This is a genomic window from Leptolyngbya sp. FACHB-261, from assembly GCF_014696065.1.
Lineage (GTDB): Bacteria > Cyanobacteriota > Cyanobacteriia > FACHB-261 > FACHB-261 > FACHB-261.
The window spans coordinates 596,112-613,930 of the sequence record NZ_JACJPL010000026.1; the positions used below are offsets into that span (position 1 = coordinate 596,112).

Annotated in this window: 13 protein-coding genes; 12 read left to right on the top strand and 1 reads right to left on the bottom strand. The window is 51.0% G+C overall.

The annotated features are described in order from the left end of the window. Positions 1 to 32 precede the first annotated feature (32 nt). The 12 genes from H6F94_RS18690 to H6F94_RS18745 all read left to right on the top strand — a co-directional run bounded on the left by H6F94_RS18690 (position 33) and on the right by H6F94_RS18745 (position 16,076). Positions 33 to 1,430, top strand: a complete 1,398-nt coding sequence (locus H6F94_RS18690) for a DICT sensory domain-containing protein (RefSeq protein WP_190803735.1) — start codon at positions 33 to 35, stop codon at positions 1,428 to 1,430. Next, positions 1,427 to 2,002, top strand: coding sequence for a pentapeptide repeat-containing protein (locus tag H6F94_RS18695; RefSeq protein WP_190803736.1), 576 nt, complete (start codon positions 1,427 to 1,429; stop codon positions 2,000 to 2,002). The genes H6F94_RS18690 and H6F94_RS18695 overlap by 4 nt, the downstream gene beginning before the upstream one ends. A 10-nt stretch (positions 2,003 to 2,012) precedes the next feature. Beyond that, complete coding sequence (locus H6F94_RS18700; RefSeq protein WP_190803737.1) at positions 2,013 to 2,654, top strand: L-threonylcarbamoyladenylate synthase; 642 nt, start codon at positions 2,013 to 2,015, stop codon at positions 2,652 to 2,654. Positions 2,655 to 2,960: 306 nt separating this feature from the next. Next, a complete protein-coding gene (locus H6F94_RS18705) occupies positions 2,961 to 4,196 on the top strand; it encodes a hypothetical protein (protein ID WP_242041259.1) in 1,236 nt (411 codons plus the stop codon). Positions 4,197 to 4,649: 453 nt separating this feature from the next. Beyond that, complete coding sequence (locus tag H6F94_RS33305) at positions 4,650 to 5,798, top strand: response regulator (protein ID WP_190803738.1); 1,149 nt, start codon at positions 4,650 to 4,652, stop codon at positions 5,796 to 5,798. 867 nt (positions 5,799 to 6,665) lie between these two features. Beyond that, on the top strand, positions 6,666 to 7,202 hold the full coding sequence (locus tag H6F94_RS18715) for an HD domain-containing protein (protein WP_190803739.1): 537 nt from the start codon (positions 6,666 to 6,668) through the stop codon (positions 7,200 to 7,202). A gap of 118 nt (positions 7,203 to 7,320) precedes the next feature. Beyond that, the gene (locus H6F94_RS18720) at positions 7,321 to 8,205 is read left to right on the top strand and encodes a sulfite exporter TauE/SafE family protein (RefSeq protein WP_190803740.1); all 885 of its coding nucleotides are present in this window, start codon (positions 7,321 to 7,323) and stop codon (positions 8,203 to 8,205) included. Between the two features lie 719 nt (positions 8,206 to 8,924). Beyond that, entirely contained in the window at positions 8,925 to 9,293 is a 369-nt protein-coding gene (locus H6F94_RS18725; RefSeq protein WP_190803741.1) for a response regulator transcription factor, read from the top strand. A gap of 6 nt (positions 9,294 to 9,299) precedes the next feature. Then, entirely contained in the window at positions 9,300 to 9,878 is a 579-nt protein-coding gene (locus H6F94_RS18730) for a chemotaxis protein CheW (RefSeq protein ID WP_190803742.1), read from the top strand. A gap of 164 nt (positions 9,879 to 10,042) precedes the next feature. Continuing rightward, complete coding sequence (locus tag H6F94_RS18735) at positions 10,043 to 12,508, top strand: methyl-accepting chemotaxis protein (RefSeq protein WP_190803743.1); 2,466 nt, start codon at positions 10,043 to 10,045, stop codon at positions 12,506 to 12,508. A 93-nt stretch (positions 12,509 to 12,601) separates the two neighbouring features. Next, the gene (locus H6F94_RS18740; protein WP_190803744.1) at positions 12,602 to 15,556 is read left to right on the top strand and encodes a hybrid sensor histidine kinase/response regulator; all 2,955 of its coding nucleotides are present in this window, start codon (positions 12,602 to 12,604) and stop codon (positions 15,554 to 15,556) included. A 4-nt stretch (positions 15,557 to 15,560) separates the two neighbouring features. Further along, on the top strand, positions 15,561 to 16,076 hold the full coding sequence (locus H6F94_RS18745; protein ID WP_190803745.1) for a chemotaxis protein CheW: 516 nt from the start codon (positions 15,561 to 15,563) through the stop codon (positions 16,074 to 16,076). Here the strand turns inward: H6F94_RS18745 and H6F94_RS18750 are convergent. Continuing rightward, positions 16,070 to 17,791 carry an alpha/beta hydrolase gene (locus H6F94_RS18750; RefSeq protein ID WP_190803746.1) on the bottom strand — a complete coding sequence of 574 codons (1,722 nt, stop codon included), beginning with the start codon at positions 17,789 to 17,791 and terminating at the stop codon, positions 16,070 to 16,072. The genes H6F94_RS18745 and H6F94_RS18750 overlap by 7 nt on opposite strands. Positions 17,792 to 17,819: the final 28 nt, after the last annotated feature.

Here is a 17,819-nt window from a genome sequence, read left to right on the forward strand (position 1 = left end):
ACCGGCCTTCTCCCAGGCTCATGCTTTAAGACATGCTCCCCAATCCCACCCTTGCTCAGCTCAGGCACACCTTAGGAGATGCTCACTTTCCTACCAGCTTCGGGGTGTACTTTAAGAACACACTGGTCGCTCTCTGTCATGCGATGGAGGATCACATCCTCCAGACTGAGGAGCAACCTCTAGTTATCACAACCTTCCAGCAAGGCAAGTGGTATCTCCAAGAGGCGGAGCGGTATCGCCAGATTGCTAATCGCTCGCAGCAAGTGGTGATTATGGCTCAGGCCGACAGCGGCTTTGGCGAGCATCCCACAGGGCAACTGCCTAATGTTGCGCTTGTTAATTTAGCCGCTGACGATTGTCTGGTCAACGAGTGGAACCTGGTGATTCTGGCGCCGACCTACGCAGCGATGGTCCTCTGTGAGGAGCTATCTGCCGGCGACTACGGACCCGATGGCTACCCAGAGCGAGACAGCGAACGCAAGTTTTATGGCTTGTGGACCTTTGAGCGCGAGCAGGTCCGGCAGGCAGCTCTGCTCCTGGTCCAGCAGATTGAGCGTTACAATTTTCCCCTAGCGGCGCAGCTTCATCGCTGCCTCTACGACCTCGAAACCCAAAAAAGTGGTCCTAGCGTCGATCTCAGCTCTGTTGTCTCGCGGATCGTCACCTATCTTCAGACGAGCCAGCAGCAGTTGGTGGCGGTTAGTCGTCAGAGCCGCACCTTGCGCGAGTTAGAAGACGAAGAGAACCGCCTCAGTCGCAACCTCACAGCCAACAAACTCCAAGCTTTTCTGCGCATGGCGCAACGGCTCGACGGTGCAGATAGCCATAACCCCAATAGCTCCCTCCAAGTCTCAGCCTTCTGCGAAACCTTGGGCCAACTGCTCGACTTACCGACCCTAAACTTGCGGCGGGTGCGTCTGGCAGGGTTGCTGTATCGCATTGGTCTAGGTCAGGCCCCCGTTGCCCTGCTGACAACAGCCGAATCGGAGTGGAGCGATTCTGACCGAGACTTTTTTCTCAGCCACCCAGAATTTGGTGCCACTCTGCTGGAAGCCATGCCCGAACTAGAGGCTGTCGCCAAAATCATTTCCCACCAGCATGAGCACTGGGACGGCAGTGGGCGCCCACAAGGTCTGCGCGGCGAGGCCATTCCCTTGGAATCACGCATCCTGTCTCTAGTCGCTCATTTTCAAAGCTTGATTTATCCCCGCGGTAACCGAGCCCCTCTAGCCTCTGCTGACGCCTTGGCTGCATGCCAAGCGCTCAGCGGCACTTACTTTGAGCCCAGACTGCTAGAGTCCCTAGGCCATGTGCTCAAACTTTGTGAAATTGGCCTGATTACCCTGCCTACCCGACCCCGCCACATGCCCGCAGGCTGGCTGGGCAGCGAGTGGGCGAATACAGCCGAATCAGTGACAGCCCCCTCATGATTGACCTCCATGCGCTTCACTCTGGTAAACTGCGCCATCTGCGCGGTGCGGATTTAGAAAGTGCCGACTTGCGGTGCGTTGACCTCAGTGGCATTGATTTGGCGGGAGCCAATTTAGCTGGGGCTGATCTCAGTGGTGCAATCTTGCGGGCACCGCTGCGCGGGGTGGATTTCAGCGGTGCCAATCTGACTGGGGTCGATTTTCGCAACGCCGATTTGCGCGGAGCGCTTTTTTTGGGAACGCAGTTGCGCGGAGCCAGCTTCTCAGGGGCCTTTCTGTCTGGAGCAACGCTGAGCAATTTGATGCTGAACGACCTGGATTTGCAGGGAGCGGATCTGCGCGGCACCAATCTGTCAGGCTCAAACCTCTCGGGAGCGGATCTCGGCAACAGCAATCTTTCAGGAGCTGATTTGAGCCGCGCCATTCTAGAGGAAGCCAATCTCAGTGGGGCAGTTTTGTGTGGAGCGAACCTCACCGAGGCCTCGTTGCTATGTGCTGTGCTCGATCACACGAGTGTCGAGGGCGCAATTCTTAAGGGTGCCTGTGTCAGGGGGACGGTCTTAGATCGGTAGAGTTTTAGTTATGGCTATTACCTACCCGATCCATCCGGAAACGCCGCAGCTGGCGATGCTGGGAAAGATTACCGCTGCGTTGCGGGATGGAGCTGTGATGCTTTATCCCACTGATACGGTTTATGCCATCGGTTGTGACCTCAACAGCAAAAAAGGGGTGACACGGGTGCGCCAGATAAAGCAATTGTCCAATGACAAGCCTCTAACCTTTTTGTGCCCGTCTTTATCTGATATTGCTAACTATGCAGTGGTGAGCGATCCAGCCTATCGCCTGATGCGCCATCTGGTACCCGGACCCTTCACTTTTCTGTTACCAGCAACCAAGTTGGTCCCTAAGCTGGTGATGAACCCGAAGCGGCGGACAGTTGGCATTCGTGTCCCTGCCCATCCGATCGCTCGTGCGCTACTCACCACCTTGGGCAATCCGCTGATCTCCACCTCTGCTCACTTACCAGAAGAGGTGGATGTGCCAGACCAGTCGGTCGAGCGCGCGCTCCTGTTTGACGAGCTCAGTAACCAGGTAGACCTGATTGTCAATGATGGGCGCGATTTGCCCAATCAGGTTTCCACAATTTTAGATTTAACCGACGACGAACCGCAGGTTCTGCGTCAGGGTTTGGGCTGGGATAAGGTCGCTCACCTGATTGGGTGACCCCCGTATAAATCCGTAGACAGTTCTGAGACTGGCTCAAATTCTGCTGCTCGGTCACCCACGTGGGTGATTCCACTGAGAAGGCGTCAACTTAGCTTGTTACAAGGGTTTGCCCCAATTAAGTGCTGAGGTAAGCCCCCTTGAAATCTAGTTACCTCAGGGAGTGACACAGCTGCGTCCCAATCCCAAACGGTCCGAACCTACAGTGGACGCATCAGACACAGCAAACACAGCTACCCTCGCTGAAACCGCTGCCCGTCTGGCTCTCTTTCCCTCAGTGAATCTGTGCGTTTACCGGAGATTGTTATGACAGCCCACTCTGTTGCCCCCCAGGTGAGCCCTTCCGCCTCTACTGCTCCCTCCACCCATTTAATCCAACGTTCCGGAGCTTTTTACAACCCAAATCTCAGCGATGCTGACGCAGTACAAAGTTTACTGCGCACCGAGTTTCAGCAACAGACGCGGGCTGCGGCTGGCGATGTGGAAGCCATTGTCGGACGGCTGACAGTAGAAGTTCTCCGCGTCTGCGAACGCAGCGAGCGCATTCAAAACTCGGGCGAGGTCCGGGTCTGGTCTTTGGATCTGGCTCGCCAGCGGTTGCACCGGATTCTCAACTACTACCGGTCTGGCGCTACCCGTGGTCGGGTCGATCTGCACAGCACGCTAAGTGCAATGGTCTACCGCTATGTGGCCCTATCTCGCAAGCATGTTGGTTTCCAGGCTCGTCGGACTCTGATTGAGGACTTCCTGCAAAGCTTCTATGTCGAAGCCCTAAACGTATTCCGCCGCGAAAATCACCTTGAGGCTAGCTATTGCCCTCGTAGCTTGTTGGAGTTGTCAGAATTCCTGGCCTTTGTTGAGCAGTATGCAAAACGTCGCATCGGTTTGCGCGGTGGACGTTCGCAACAGCTGATCGTACTGCGGGCACAGTCCTTCGCCAAACGCCAACCGCCTGAACTCACCCTAGATATCGAACAGGCTGCGGGTGCTAGCCGCTATGACGAGGACGACCGTTACAACACTGGCTCGCAAATCCAGCAGGTGCGTGAGCAAATGGTGGCGGAAGCCGACGACCCTGCAGAAGCTGTCCTCCGGGAGCGAGTGATTGCTGAGTTGATCAGCTATCTGAGCGAGCGTGGCCAGGAGCAATGTGTTAACTACCTGACCCTGCGCCTTCAAGATCTCAGCGTGCCCGAAATTGATGGGATGTTGGGCCTAACGCCTCGGGAACGGGACTATCTGCAACAGCGTTTTCGCTACCACATCACTCGCTTTGCTCTGGTTCACCACTGGCAGTTAGTGCACCAATGGCTGGAAGCCGATCTAGACCAGCGCTTAGGCATGCCCACACCAGTCTGGGAAGAGTTCCTAAAACAGTTGAGTGAAGGTGAGCGCGAATTGCTGGTGTTCAAGCAAGCTCGCCTAGACGACAAAGCCATTGCCCGGAAGCTGCGTTGGACCGCTAAGCAACTTCAAATGCGCTGGTTTGGCCTGCTGGCCCGCGCTTGGGAGGTCCGCAATGATGGTCATGGGATTGCCTAAGCACACCGAGCTACCTCAGGGCTACTAGCCCCCTTCTAACTAGCTCTGAGGTGAGCTCCCGCCTGCTAGCGGGCAATCCTGATTTCCATTTCACGCAGCTGATTCAATTTAGGCAATTCAGGTAATTTAGATAATTCAGAGATTGAGACAAAATGCGCATTAGATACCCCCTTTATTCCGTAGCTCACGCTCGTTTTGAAATACAAACGATATAGGCCAAGTTTCGGCAAACCTGCAAAAGCACAGCGGTAGTTAATTAATCTGATACCGGAAGTAATAAGGTAAGGGCGAACTCGGCCGACTGATCTCAGAGCCTCTGTGTAGCAATCCTCCCTAGAAATTTCTAGCTTCTGTTAAGCAGAGGAGAAGCCTAAATAGCCCATCCGGATGCTTCTATAAACCCAGGAAGAGGTAACCAGAGCCCATCCTTGGGGCGGTAGTCCCGTTACAGCTGTGTCAATTGACTATCGAGGAATTAAGAAGCTCGCGAACCAGTTTGCGATCCTTCAACGCGCTCAATTTAGTGGCAGATTAGATGTCGCTTCTGAAACGGAAAAGCAGCCATGGAGTTTCTACTGCTATTTGGGACGGATTGTCTATGCGACAGGAGGTCCCCACGCGGTTAGACGTTGGCGCAGAAACCTAGCCTGCTATTGGTCTGAAGTAGAAATTACGGCCCTAGTGACTAAGGTCACTGAAGCAGAGGTTTGGGATTATCAAGCCCTTTGTTTGCTGGCTGATAGTGACGCCAGCAAGCTGCCGCAGATCAAAGCCATGATCAAAAGTATCGTGGTTGAGGCAGTTCTGGATATCGCCCAAATGCCTAACATTACCTGCCGAATTGGTAGCCAAAAACCTTTAGACACTCAACTGGCACTCATTGGCATTGGCGAAGTCTTTAAGGAGATGCAGCAAAATTGGCAGCGCTGGCAGGGCGCTGGCCTAGGTCAATACTCGCCCAACTTAGCGCCAATTCTTAGGCAGCCCGAGCGCCTGAGATCGCGAATTCCTACTGCTCATTACCAGCTGCTCAAGACCCTGCTGAATGGCAAGCAAACTCTGCGCGATGTAGCCAAGCAGATGAAGCGGGAGGTCGCCATCATTGCCAAATTTCTAGCTCCCTACCTGCAAGACGGCATTATCGAACTGGTTGAGATTTCGGACCTGCCCGCGCCGGTTCGTCCGACTATACCGTCGGTACCTGCAACGCTTGCTGTAGCACCCCTGATTGCCTGCCTTGATGATAGCCCGAGCATCTGTCAGGAAATGGAGCAGATTTTAATGGGAGCTGGTTATCGATTTATCGCCATTCAAGACCCCCTGCGAGCTCTGACCACCCTACTCACGCGTAAGCCAGATCTGATTTTTCTAGACTTGGTGATGCCGGAAACTAACGGCTATGAAATTTGCTCTAAACTGCGCAAGACTTCGCTCTTTCGCAACACGCCTATCGTCATCTTGACCGGCAACGACGGCATTATTGATCGAGTCCGAGCCAAAATTGTCGGCGCATCAGATTTTTTAGGAAAACCAGTCGAGTCTAAAACGGTGCTGGAAGCAACCCGAAAACATCTGGCTCAGGCTCAAACAATCTCAGCCTAAAGCTGAGATCAGGGTTCGATGCAATCTAGAAGTATAAGCTGAGGCGGCAGTAGCTACACGCCTGCTTTAGCGCGCAGCGCTAAAGCACTTGGCTTTAACACGCTTTATAACCCCTCCTGCGCATACGTAGCCGATCACGTATTGGGTGCGTAAAAAGTCAGGCTTTGTATACTCACCTTTCTTGCCCTGACAGCATTGTGCCAAGTTAGTAACATCCGGATTTATCATGTAAACTTTGTGTAAACTAGTTGCCAAACATCGGTTTCTACTTATAAAGATAATGTAAAGATAACTTCTTATGGTCGACGGTACTAGTTTCCATCAGTCATAAGGGATAGGTGGATGTACTGAAAGGGATGCACAAGGTACTATGAGCGTTTGCTCGAAGGCATCAAGGCGGAGGTTGTCCCCCGCCCTCTTGTTGCTACACCTCAAAGCTCTTCAGTCATGGTCGTAACTTCTCGGCTCTTATCAGGTGCAGCAAGCGGTCGGAGCTAAAGCAAGCAGGGCGCATCTGTTACGCATTATTGAGATTTGGTTAGGGTGAAATTTGGTCAGAGGATTGCATGGCAATACGTTTCTGTACGTACTGCAAGAGAGCTATCTCAAAAATTTCTTCAGGGTCTGTGCAATTCAGCAGAGCAGCAGATCCCTTCTGGCTCGCTTGATTTTCTTTGAGTCAGTTTGTTCGACTTTCTAGCTAGATGCTAGATAGCTGAGTCTCGGCAAGTTGTTCTACTGATGTTAAATCGGTAATCCAATTTATCGTGCGTCAAGCGATCTCTAGTTTTCTTGACTTGGTTAATGACTTGAGTTCATTAGCCCGCACAGACATGCCTTAGAACGGTACTGGCAAGGAGAACCCAAATGCAAACTTTCACCAGAATGGACCAGGCTACTGTTGAGCACTGGCAACACATTGTCGTTGAAGGCAAACGGGTTCAAGAAACGACACCCGTTCGCATCAAACGAATGCTACGACAGCTCGAAGATATTAATTACGGCTTTGCGGTTAATCAGTTGGAGCATTCCTTGCAAACTGCAACTCGAGCCGAACGAGCAGGCGCGAGCGAGGAGATGGTGCTGGCAGCGCTGTGTCACGACATTGGTAAGGCGATTTCTGTGCCCAACCACGCGGCAATTTCCGCCGAAATTCTAAGGCCTTATGTCTCCCAGGAGGTCTACTGGGTGATCAAGAATCACCGCGATTTCCAAGGCCGCTTTTATTACCAATACTTAGGTCAAGACCCAGAAGCCTATCGCAAGCACGAAGGTCATCCAGCCTTTGACTTGGCCATGCAATTCGCGGGTGAATGGGACCAAAGGGCCTTTGATCCTGAATACGACACCTTCTCTCTAGAACACTTTGAACCGCTGATCGACCATTTCTTTGGCTGTTCTTAGCCTTGTTACTTAAAGTTTCATGATGTCGACGGGCGGCAGCCTGAAGCCCCATCCGGCTGCCGTTCCACTGTACTGATATTGCTGGCATTTACCTTGATGGGTCAGGAGCCTACCAACGTTGGATCTATCCGAACTTTTAAACCCTGGGCTTTTTGCGCTGTTGCTGCTAGGAACTATCGTCGGTATACTCTCGGCGCTACTTGGTATCGGGGGGGGGCTTCTGATGGTGCCAGCCCTCACCGTATGGGGAGCTTCGCCCTTACAAGCTGTCGCAACCAGTTTGGTTGGTGTAGTGCTTGGATCCGCCTCAGGTAGCCTTCAGAACTGGCGGCGAGCGCAATTGAACTTAGAGCGGGTTGTACTACTGGCACCGCCTGCCATGCTGACAACAGAGCTAGGAGTTTGGCTGGCTAACACCCTACCCGCAGGAGTGTTGCTACTGAGTTTTGCTGCCTTGCAAGTTCTGACAATCTTCCTCATGGACTTTAAGCAGCGGCTCCAAAAGCTGCCGAAAATTAGTGATCCGCTGACCTTAACGACAACGCCTGTAGTCTCAAATCAGAGTTTTCAAAGCTCGGTTGCCTCTGGCGGCGTGGGCTTAATGCAAGCGGTCAGTTCTGACCCTGAAATGGCTGAGACCCAGATTTATCAGAGTCAAGGAATTGGTTTGTTGGCAGGAGTCCTATCAGGTCTGTTTGGGGTCGGTGGCGGTGTTGTCATGGTGCCTTTGCAGATGTTGTTTCTGGGGGAAGGGATTAAAGACGCGGTGCGAACCAGCTTGGGGGCAGTCACGCTGATTTCGCTTTGGGCGGTAGGACGGCACGCGGCGGCAGGCAGCGTCTTATGGTTGCCGGGTCTCTACCTAGGCCTGGGCAGCTTGTGCGGGGCACAACTGGGCGCACGGCTTCTACCCAAATTACCGGATGCAGTGGTTGGTTGGCTGTTCCGCGGCTTGCTGCTACTCTTGGCAACTTATATGACCCTTAAAGCATTATCAGGCTGAGGGCTTTCGCCGTGAGTAGAATTCGCCAAGGTTTACAAACTCTAAATTAAAAATGCTTATCCTGTCCGAATTTGAATGAATTGCCCTTCCCTCTAAAGGTCTACTGGGCCGATTCAAAAGTCATTTCAAGTTCTGCTCGCAACCGATCGATGTAGGCTTCGCTATCTTGAAGTTAGACAAAAATTTGAGTAATCGTCCGGATATTGCTACCCAGTTTGAAAAAAGACATTAGGGTGATGAACTCACTGTGCAGATAAGCAAAGGGAACTTCTCTGAAGGATAAGAGTATGAGATGCGTGAAAATTGAGTATGGAAAACTAACCATGCTTGCTTTCAAGATTTCGCTCCCTTAAACTGAATGGCACATGGCGTGACTTCACTCGGGTGCAGTTGAGGTGCAGAGTATCGGTCATATTCAGGGCATATTCAGGGTAGCCAGAGGCATTGTTCTGCAAGGGGTGATAGGAGAACCTGTCACTACAAGGACAGCTGAAAAGCCTGCTTAGGCACTGCGCTAGTTCGCCCTGATTTCTTTGATTTGAGCCTTCTCTAGTTCAAGTTGAGCTAGGAGAGTTTTAGTCAGCCCAGTATCTACCGTTGCAGTCGTTGGCCTTAACCGGTCAGGTTTTCTACCCCCTCAACCGTGTAGCTTCACGGTCTGAGAAAGATCAGCACAGTTACATCGGTAGCTGTCGCAACTCGCTCGCTTGGAGAAGTGTATGGGAACGGTTTTAGTTGTTGAAGATACCTTGACAGAGATGGAGATTTTGTCTCGATGCCTTCAACGAGGTGGATTGAGCACGATTGCCGCTGCCAGTGGTGAAGAAGCTTTGGAGAAAATCAGTCGGCAAAAACCAGATGTCATTGTTCTTGACGTTGTGCTGCCTGGACAAAGCGGGTTTGAACTCTGCCGTGAACTTAAGGCTAATGCCAACACTAGCAAGATTCCCATTGTGATGTGCTCTAGCAAGGGCGGCGAGATGGATAAATTTTGGGGCATGAAGCAGGGCGCTTCCGCCTATCTACCCAAGCCAGTTGACCAAGACGAGTTACTGCGTACTGTCAAGCTATTGCTCAAAAGTTTGTAAGCCTAGATGACTTTTCCTGAGCCTTTTGAGCCAGCTCCATCGAGTCTGGTACTGGCTAAGACGGCCAATCTTGCGATCACCAAACAATCTCAAGGCCGAACTTCGCCTCAGACGGCGGAGACCACTCAGCAGTTTTTGCGTCTGCATCTTCTACCAGAAACTCTACTGGCTCTGCCGGTTAAGCAGATTACAGAAGTTTTGAAGGTGGCCCTCACTGAGATCGTGCCGATTCCTCGCATGCCTGAGTATGTGATGGGTGTCCACAATTGGCGTGGGGAGGTGCTCTGGATCATTGATTTGGGTTGTCTTCTGGGGCTTCAGCCCTTATTTCAGCAACCTGTCAGTCAGCTGATTCGGACTACCGTTGTTATCCATAGCCAAGGGAAAACTTTGGGAGTGTCTGTACAACAAGTAGAGGGGATGGAATGGTGGGATTCCAACCTGATCCAGCCCTCTTCTAGGGTGACAAGTACTCCGAAATTACAGCAATTTTTACAAGGATACTTACTCAAGCCTAGTGGGGAAATGCTGGCGGTTCTCGATGGGAACCTGATTATGGCCGGCCTACCCAAGCCAGAAGTTTGATCGATTTTGGCTGATTGATTTTGGCTTGATATTGCTCGATGTTGATTCGCCTCGAACAAGGTCTATCTCCAATTTTATTCAGGACCTCAACTAGAAGCTGTCAATAGAAACCCATCATCAATCGGTTACTGCCCTGCCCCCCAACTACATTCTCCCTTCTCCCCATGCCTCAGCCCCCCTCTTCTCAAGACGGTAAGCCCTTACCCCAAAGTGAACTGAATGGTTCTTACGGGCGCACAAGTGCTAAGCAGCATTTCGGGGCCAACCGAGTCAGCACGGCATCGCCAGCAAACTTGAGGCCTGGAGCCGTGGGTAGTCATAGACAAAATAGTGACCTAAGCTCGGTCCCATCGCCCGACCTTCTTCAGACAGAAGGCCCAGGTCGCTGGCCAACGCAGCAAACAGCGGAGAAACCACTGCGGCCCTGGCAACGCCTGAGTTTGAAAACCAAGGCAACAGCTTTAGCCATTGCCTTGGGAACTTTACCCGTGCTGGCCATTGGCGCGACGGCTTACTACTTCACAAGTAACAGCGTGACGCAGAATGCTATCGATAAACAGCAGGCGCACACAATTTACTTGGCAAATCAGCTCGACCGCTTTGCCTTGGAGCGATACAGCGATATTCAAACTCTGTCTCAACTAAGCATTCTGACCGATCCTCGTCTGCGAGCAACTGCTACCCCGCGCGAAAAGGAGGCAGTGCTCAACCAATACCTCAAAGCCAAGCAGGGCTATGACAGTATTGCTGTGACTGATTTGTCAGGTCGACTGATTTTGCAGTCGGAAGGGGAAACAATTGCTGATTACAGCAAGATCGATTACTTCCAAGAAGTTATTCGAAGCAACCGCCCGGTGATCACACCACCCCGACTTTCGCAAGCGTCTTTTACCTACTCTATTTTTGCTGCTGCCCCGATTATCGATACAGCAACCGGCAAAACGATTGGCATGATTCGTTCACGGACGCCTGCTAAATATCTCAATGATATTATTCAAGCTGATGCCCAGCAGTTAACTGACAGCATTAAAGACTACGGCACTGAAAGTAACTTCGCAGTAGGTGATTTAGGCAAACTCTTTGTGGCTCCAAAGCCCGATTATATTGATAAGCCAGTTCAAGAAGTTTTTGCCACTGCTGCTGCCAACTTCAAACCAGGCACTAGCATCGTTAGCCAAGTCGACACCAACCGTCTGGATCGGCAGCAATATCTTGTTTCCTATATTCCTGCTGGTCGGCTTGAGACTTTACCCAAGCTCAATTGGGGTGCTTTGGTTGCTCAGCCCAGTGCAGAGGTCTTCGCGGCCCGCCAAGGCTTACTGCTAACCTTTGCCATTGGCACCGGTGCAACTGCCTTCTTAGTCGGTGTGCTAGCCATTTATCTGGCAAACCGAGCCACTCGCCCAATTTTGGCTGCCACTGATGCGGTAGAAAAATTAGGCCAAGGCGAGCTAGATACTCGAATCATCGTATCTGGACGGGACGAGCTAGCGGTGTTGGGTTCTAACATCAACCAGATGGCTCAGCAACTTCAGGTTCTGCTAGACGAGCAAGAGGAAGCCACTCAGCAACAATTGGCTGCTCAGGCTGAGATTGCCCAACAGCAATCGGAGAACGCTGAGCAACAGAAGCAAGCCAAAGAAGCTCTGCAAAGGCGAGCTTTAGAACTTTTGCTAGAGGTGGATCCGGTTAGTAAGGGAGATTTGACCATCCGCGCCACGGTGGACGAAACCGAAGTTGGCACAATTGCTGACTCCTATAACGCTACCATCGGCAGCTTGCGCAAAATTGTGGCGCAGGTGCAGCAAGCCGCTCGACAGGTTGTGCAAACCACCAGTACCAGTGAAGTGGCGGTGCGAGAGCTATCAGAAGAAGCATTAAAGCAGACGGAGAACATCGAAGCCGCGCTCGACAAAATTGAAGATCTATCAACGTCAGTCCAAGCGGTTGCAGCCAATGCCCAACAGGCGGAAGTAGCTGTGCAGCAAGCTAGACAAACCGTTGAAGATGGCGATATTGCCATGAACCGCACAGTGGACGGGATTGTGGCGATTCGTGAAACGGTGGCAGAAACTTCTAGTAAGGTGAAACGCCTGGGTGAGTCTTCCCAGAAAATTTCCAAAGTTGTGAATCTGATTAGCACCTTTGCCGCTCAAACTAACTTGCTGGCACTCAATGCCTCGATTGAGGCTGCCCGCGCCGGGGAGGAGGGCCGAGGCTTTGCAGTTGTTGCTGATGAAGTGCGAACCCTGGCTCAACAATCGGCTGAAGCAACGGCTGAAATCCAACAGCTAGTTGAAGATATTCAGACAGAGACCAGCGAGGTGGTTTCGGCAATGGAGGCTGGCACCGAACAGGTGGTGAATGGCACTCGCCTAGTTGAAGAAACCCGTCAAAACTTGAACAAAATCTCAGCGGCCAGCTTGCAAATTAGTTCACTGGTAGAAGCGATTGCCCAGGCTGCTATTGCCCAAACGGAGACCTCTCAATCGGTCACCCAAACTATGCAGGATGTGGCCATGATTGCTAGTAGAACTGCAACTGGATCTAGACAAGCTTCGGATGCCTTCAAGCAATTGCTGGCTGTGGCCCGAGCCCTTCAAGCCAGTGCTGCTCAGTTCAAGATTTAGGTTGCGTCAAGGGTCTTAGCAGAGAGCCTTCAGACTGGGTGGTCTTACCCCTTTCGTCCTCCCAATCTGAAGGCGTGGTATAGGAGCACCGGCATGGCGATTGATAGCGATATTCGCAAGCAAGCCTATCAGTTTTTTGTTCAAGAAGCACCAGAGCTTTTGCAAGTTATTGAGCAGGGTTTATTGAGCCTGACTCAAGACCGCAGCATCCAAAAAGTCCACACCTTAATGCGAGCCGCTCACTCGATTAAAGGAGGGGCTGCCAGTGTTGGCTCAGAGACCATTAAAGAGATCGCCCATCGCCTCGAAGACAGCTTCAAAGCTTTATACGACGAAGACTTGCAGGTCGATCCTGAACTGGAAGATTTACTCTTTAAGGCTTACGATTGCCTGCGTCTTCCCTTGATAGAAGGGATCAGCACTGGCAGAATCAATAAATCTAAAGCCGTTACAGATGCCGACCAGGTCTTTAGCCAATTAGAAGCAAAATTAGGAGATTTCCTCAACAACGCTGCTAACTTGCCCAGTTCAGTGGAGCTGGGTGTTGATATTGCTCAGTCGATTTTCGAGGTAGATGTCGCTCAGGGATTGGAGCGGCTAGAAGCGGTTCTCGCTGATCCACATGCTTACGAAGTTGCCGGAGAGCTGTGTACACAAGCCGAAGTGTTCTCGGGGTTAGCAGAGCTTCTAAACCTGCCCGGTTTCCAAAATCTATCCCAGACAGCGATTGCCGCCGTCAAAGCTAATCCTGATCAAGCGGAAGCGATTTTAGGTTTGGCCCTAGCAGACTTTCAGCAAGCACAGCAAGCTGTTCTAGCGGGTGATCGAACTCAGGGTGGCTCGCCCTCAGAGGCATTGCTGCAATGGTTAGAGCCTGTACTCCCAACTACACCTACGGAAGTTTTAACAGCCTCCAGTCTAGTCCCGCAGTTCGACCCGGCCTATGCCCAAGAAGCCCAAGATGTCCAAGATGTCCAAGACACACGAGCTGTCTTAGATGTCTTCACTGATTTAAACCTCGATTTGGACTCTAATTTAGGCACCGATTTAGACGCTGTTAATGCTGAGGAGCCTGCCTTTGATCAAGTCTTCGACCCGGCGTTTGAATTGGGTCAACAACCCAGTGAGCAGCCCACGCCCCAATCAGTACGGGTTGATTTGGACCGGCTGGATCGCCTGAATAATTTGGTGGGTGAACTAGCGATTAACCAAAGCCGGTTATCGCTACAGAACAAGCAGCTTAGAGGCTCTGTGCAAGCCCTGTTGAAACGGTTTGCTAATTTTCAGCAAATGGGGACACACCTACGGCATCTCTCGGACCAAACGATCGTCTCGCTTAAAACCAAAAATTTTGCACTGCCACTCTCGACCGGGCCGGACAGCGAATTTGATCAACTAGAAATGGATAGTTACAGCCAGATCCATTCCTATTTGCAATCTGTCTTGGAGGAAGTTGCCCAGCTTGCCGAAAATACAGGAGACGTCGCACTGTTCGCGGACCAAACAAATCACGCTGTCGAGAAGCAACGTCAGACGTTGACCCATCTTCGCGACGATTTGATGTGGGCGCGCATGCTGCCTCTGAGCGAAATTCTGGAGACCTTTCCCCGCACGCTCCGGGACATGGCCAGAACTTATGGTAAACCGGTCGATTTAAAGTTGAGCGGCACGCGGGTCCTGGTAGATAAAGCTGCTTTAGAAAAGCTACGAGCGCCTCTGCTGCACTTGTTGCGCAACGCCTTTGATCACGGCATCGAGCCTCCACAAGTGCGCCAAAAGCTAGGCAAGCCAGTCACTGGTCAGATCACGATTCACGCCTACCACCAAGGTAGCCAAACCGTGATCGAAGTCCGCGATGATGGCCAAGGAATTAACCTGGATGAGATCTGTCGTCAGGCGCGAAAGCTTAATCTGTTACCTGAAGATACCAACACAGCGATCCCAACGGCCCAGCTATATAACCTTATTTTTGAACCTGGTTTTTCAACTGCTAGCCAAGTGAGCGATATCTCGGGCCGTGGCATTGGTTTGGATGTTGTCCGTTCACAGATTCAGGAGCTTAAGGGCTCTATTAGTATCAATTCGGAGCCTCAGCATGGCACTGCGTTTACCATTCGTCTCCCTCTGACCCTGACCATTGCTAAACTGCTGATTTTTGTCGTGAATTCCTCTACTTTGGCACTGCCATTAGACAGTGTTGAGGAAATTATTATTCCAAAACCTGATCAAATCAAAACCTCAGGGGGCAAAAAACTCTTGCATTGGCGTGGCAGCATCGTGCCTGTGCGCCCTATATCGAGCTTGCTCACTTACACCTACCCCTTTCCAGAGTCAGCGCCTAGCCAGGTTTTAGTAGCGGTTCCAGCGCCTTCGGATTGGGCTTCTCCTCTATTGTTATTGCAACGGGATTCACAATTTTTTGCGCTCGAAATTGACCGTCTGATCACTGAGCAGGAATTGGTGATTAAACCCTTTGGTTCTGCTATGGCGCCACCCCCCTACATCTATGGCTGCACGATTCTGGGTGATGGTAGTTTAATCCCAGTGGTCGATACTTCAGCTCTACTCAGTGATGTGGAGGATAATTTAGTTCCGATTCAACCTAAGTTACCACCTGCTTCGATTCGCAAAGCTCCAACGGTCTTGGTCGTCGATGATTCTGTGGGGATGCGACAGACGTTAACTCTCGCTCTGCAAAAGGTTGGTTACCGTGTTTTGCAAGCCCGAGATGGCCGCGAAGCTCTAGAACATCTGCGTCAAACCTCTGAGATTTGTGCGGTGATCTGTGATGTCGAGATGCCTAACATGAATGGCTTTGAGTTTTTAACTCGTCGTCGTCAGAATCCAGAATTGAGCAAAATTCCAGTTGCCATGCTGACCTCTCGTAGCAGCCAAAAACACCAACGTATGGCAATGCTTTTAGGGGCCTCTGCTTACCTGACCAAACCTTGCCTGGAACAAGAATTGGCAGCCACATTAGAGACGATGCGCCGTGCATCAACAGCCGATAACGTGCCTCTTGTAACTGCCCTATCCGCTAAAGTTTAGAGCCATGACCTTTGAATCCACTCATTCTGCGCTCACCCATTCAGCTCGCGGTTCCCTTCGGCAGAAAAAGGCTGAGCCTCAGGTTCGAGTCATTGTTTTCTCGATTGGAGAACTGACCCTAGCTCTACATATTGAAGTAGTCTATAAGATCATCAGTAATACACTCGTTTTCGGTAGTGGCTTGAGCAATGTTGGTATTGCCCATCTGGGTGAGCATGAGCTGACGATTCTAGATCTGCAGCAGAATTTGTACCAAAATCGCACTCCAGGTCAGGCGGTGACGGCAGATTACGTGATTGTTATTCAAAGTTCTAATGGCGAATTCTACGGCATTCCAGTCTCAGTTGCGCCGACCATTATGGAGCTGCCTATCTCTACGATTCGCGTTCTCCCAGAGTCGTATCGTAATGCAGATACTCTAGGGATTGCCACTCATACTGCTGTGATCGAAGCAGAAAAGCCTCTGACTCTATTTCTTTTAGATGTCTATCAACTGCTGCATAAATTGATGCCTCAGTAGCCTGAGCGATCGCGTTTCTGCCCTAATAGATCCACCTGATATCGCTCTGGGGCTAGAACGACTTGGATGCCTTTTTGCTGACAGGCTTCGGACAACACTTGCAATTGTTGTTCTGGTGTCTGGTCAGATCCAGTCAAGGCGTTTAAAAATTCCTGAAAACCTAGAAACGCAAGTTGATAGATCGCCTGTTGACTAAACTGACCTCGAAAATAGCCACCATGCACATCCAGGTTTAGAGCAAAAAAGGCCACGCTCAAAGCAATATAATCCCAAAGCTGCAACACGGGCTTGCCGAGAGCATAGCTCACTACCCCTGTTGAGTGGCCTTGTTTAGCCGAGTTTTGGGTCAGCTCGCGATAGTCAGTACAATCAAAGTACGTAAACAAGTTGGCAACAGGCTTACTGCCGCTCGCTGAGCGAATCTCTCTTAATGCTTTGTGCTCCCGTTTAGAAGCTCGCACCTCTAAATACTGATAGGGATCCTCAAAATTGCCATCTGCCAAACGCGGATTGACAATACCGTAGAACGGTTTAGAACCTGAGCGCTGTTGCTGATTGACAAAATGCTTAACAGTGATATTGCCCAAGCGATAACCGCTGGTCCGGTTCATGGCCGGAAAACTGAAATAATTAGCGGTGGTCGAAGCTAAACGCAGTGCCAGATCACCCTCATTGCTGAAAATATAGGCTTCTTCAAAACGGCGCAGGGACGAACGTAGAAAATTGGCACGCCTGGGCATGATGGTCTCCACGGGGATGTCAGGCGCAACCAAAACTAGACGGCCCAGACTAAATACGCGACCGATTGCTGATGAAGGTGACTTATCAGGATTAACGATACTGAGGTTTCCAATCGAACGGGTATCAAATACATCTGATAAAATCCGAATCGCATTGGTTACGACAAAGCAACCCATGCTGTGACCGATAAAGGTCAGTTTGAGGCGTTTGCGGTCTTGAGAGCCTGGGTCTGGCTGAATTTTCCATTGCTCTTCTGTCAGTTTGGACTGTTCGAATACCGCCTGGTCTAGTTGCCGAATTAACTCAACTAAGTCTGGAACTCCAAAGTTGGCAGCTCGATAGGAATCACGGAAATAAGTGACCAAACGCAGGACAACCAGCATCAGAATTAATGAGAAGCCGGTCACGAACAGGAGCAAGGGAATGACTAGTAACAGAAAGGGCTTCAGGACTAGAAATGCTATCAGTGTGAGAGCACTACCAACTAATCTACCCCACAACATGCCACTAGGCAGAGAGGGTAGAGCTTTGACTGCATTGCTCAGATTCCTAGAGAAGGGGCTAGATGCATCACCCGCTGGGTTTTCTGAGGGCCAACGATAGCCGATAAACACTCGTCCCTTAGACTTGTCAATGTTCACATCATTATTGATGTAATCGTAAATGCTTTTATACCAGGCTTGCACGTCAGAAAATCTGGAGCTGTAGCCATGAATCGCAATGACTAGTTCTGGTGTTTCGTCCTTCCATAAATGTCTGGCGATCTGCTGAATCTGAGTTTCTGCTTCCGCCTTGGGCTGATCCTCTGCTATCTCAAAGATCGCAGCATCTGGCAGTGCGGGATAGACCTGCGTTGCATCGACATTAACGGGAGCGGTGCTGAGCGCAAGATAGCCTGGAATCGTCTGGTCACTTCGAGCTCTAAATTTATAGAGATCGAAGAGAGGAATGTCAGTATGAGATATCAGTTGCATGACGCCACTTTTCCTAGCCCACTTGGTT

Excerpts from the sequence above, each read along its gene's own strand:
- H6F94_RS18735 (WP_190803743.1), top strand. The coding sequence starts at position 10,043 with ATGCCTCAGCCCCCCTCTTCTCAAGACGGTAAGCCCTTACCCCAAAGT.
- H6F94_RS18745 (WP_190803745.1), top strand. The coding sequence starts at position 15,561 with ATGACCTTTGAATCCACTCATTCTGCGCTCACCCATTCAGCTCGCGGT.
- H6F94_RS18705 (WP_242041259.1), top strand. The coding sequence starts at position 2,961 with ATGACAGCCCACTCTGTTGCCCCCCAGGTGAGCCCTTCCGCCTCTACT.
- H6F94_RS18715 (WP_190803739.1), top strand. The coding sequence starts at position 6,666 with ATGCAAACTTTCACCAGAATGGACCAGGCTACTGTTGAGCACTGGCAA.
- H6F94_RS18750 (WP_190803746.1), bottom strand. The coding sequence starts at position 17,791 with ATGCAACTGATATCTCATACTGACATTCCTCTCTTCGATCTCTATAAA.
- H6F94_RS18690 (WP_190803735.1), top strand. The coding sequence starts at position 33 with ATGCTCCCCAATCCCACCCTTGCTCAGCTCAGGCACACCTTAGGAGAT.
- H6F94_RS18695 (WP_190803736.1), top strand. The coding sequence starts at position 1,427 with ATGATTGACCTCCATGCGCTTCACTCTGGTAAACTGCGCCATCTGCGC.
- H6F94_RS18700 (WP_190803737.1), top strand. The coding sequence starts at position 2,013 with ATGGCTATTACCTACCCGATCCATCCGGAAACGCCGCAGCTGGCGATG.
- H6F94_RS18740 (WP_190803744.1), top strand. The coding sequence starts at position 12,602 with ATGGCGATTGATAGCGATATTCGCAAGCAAGCCTATCAGTTTTTTGTT.
- H6F94_RS18725 (WP_190803741.1), top strand. The coding sequence starts at position 8,925 with ATGGGAACGGTTTTAGTTGTTGAAGATACCTTGACAGAGATGGAGATT.
- H6F94_RS18730 (WP_190803742.1), top strand. The coding sequence starts at position 9,300 with ATGACTTTTCCTGAGCCTTTTGAGCCAGCTCCATCGAGTCTGGTACTG.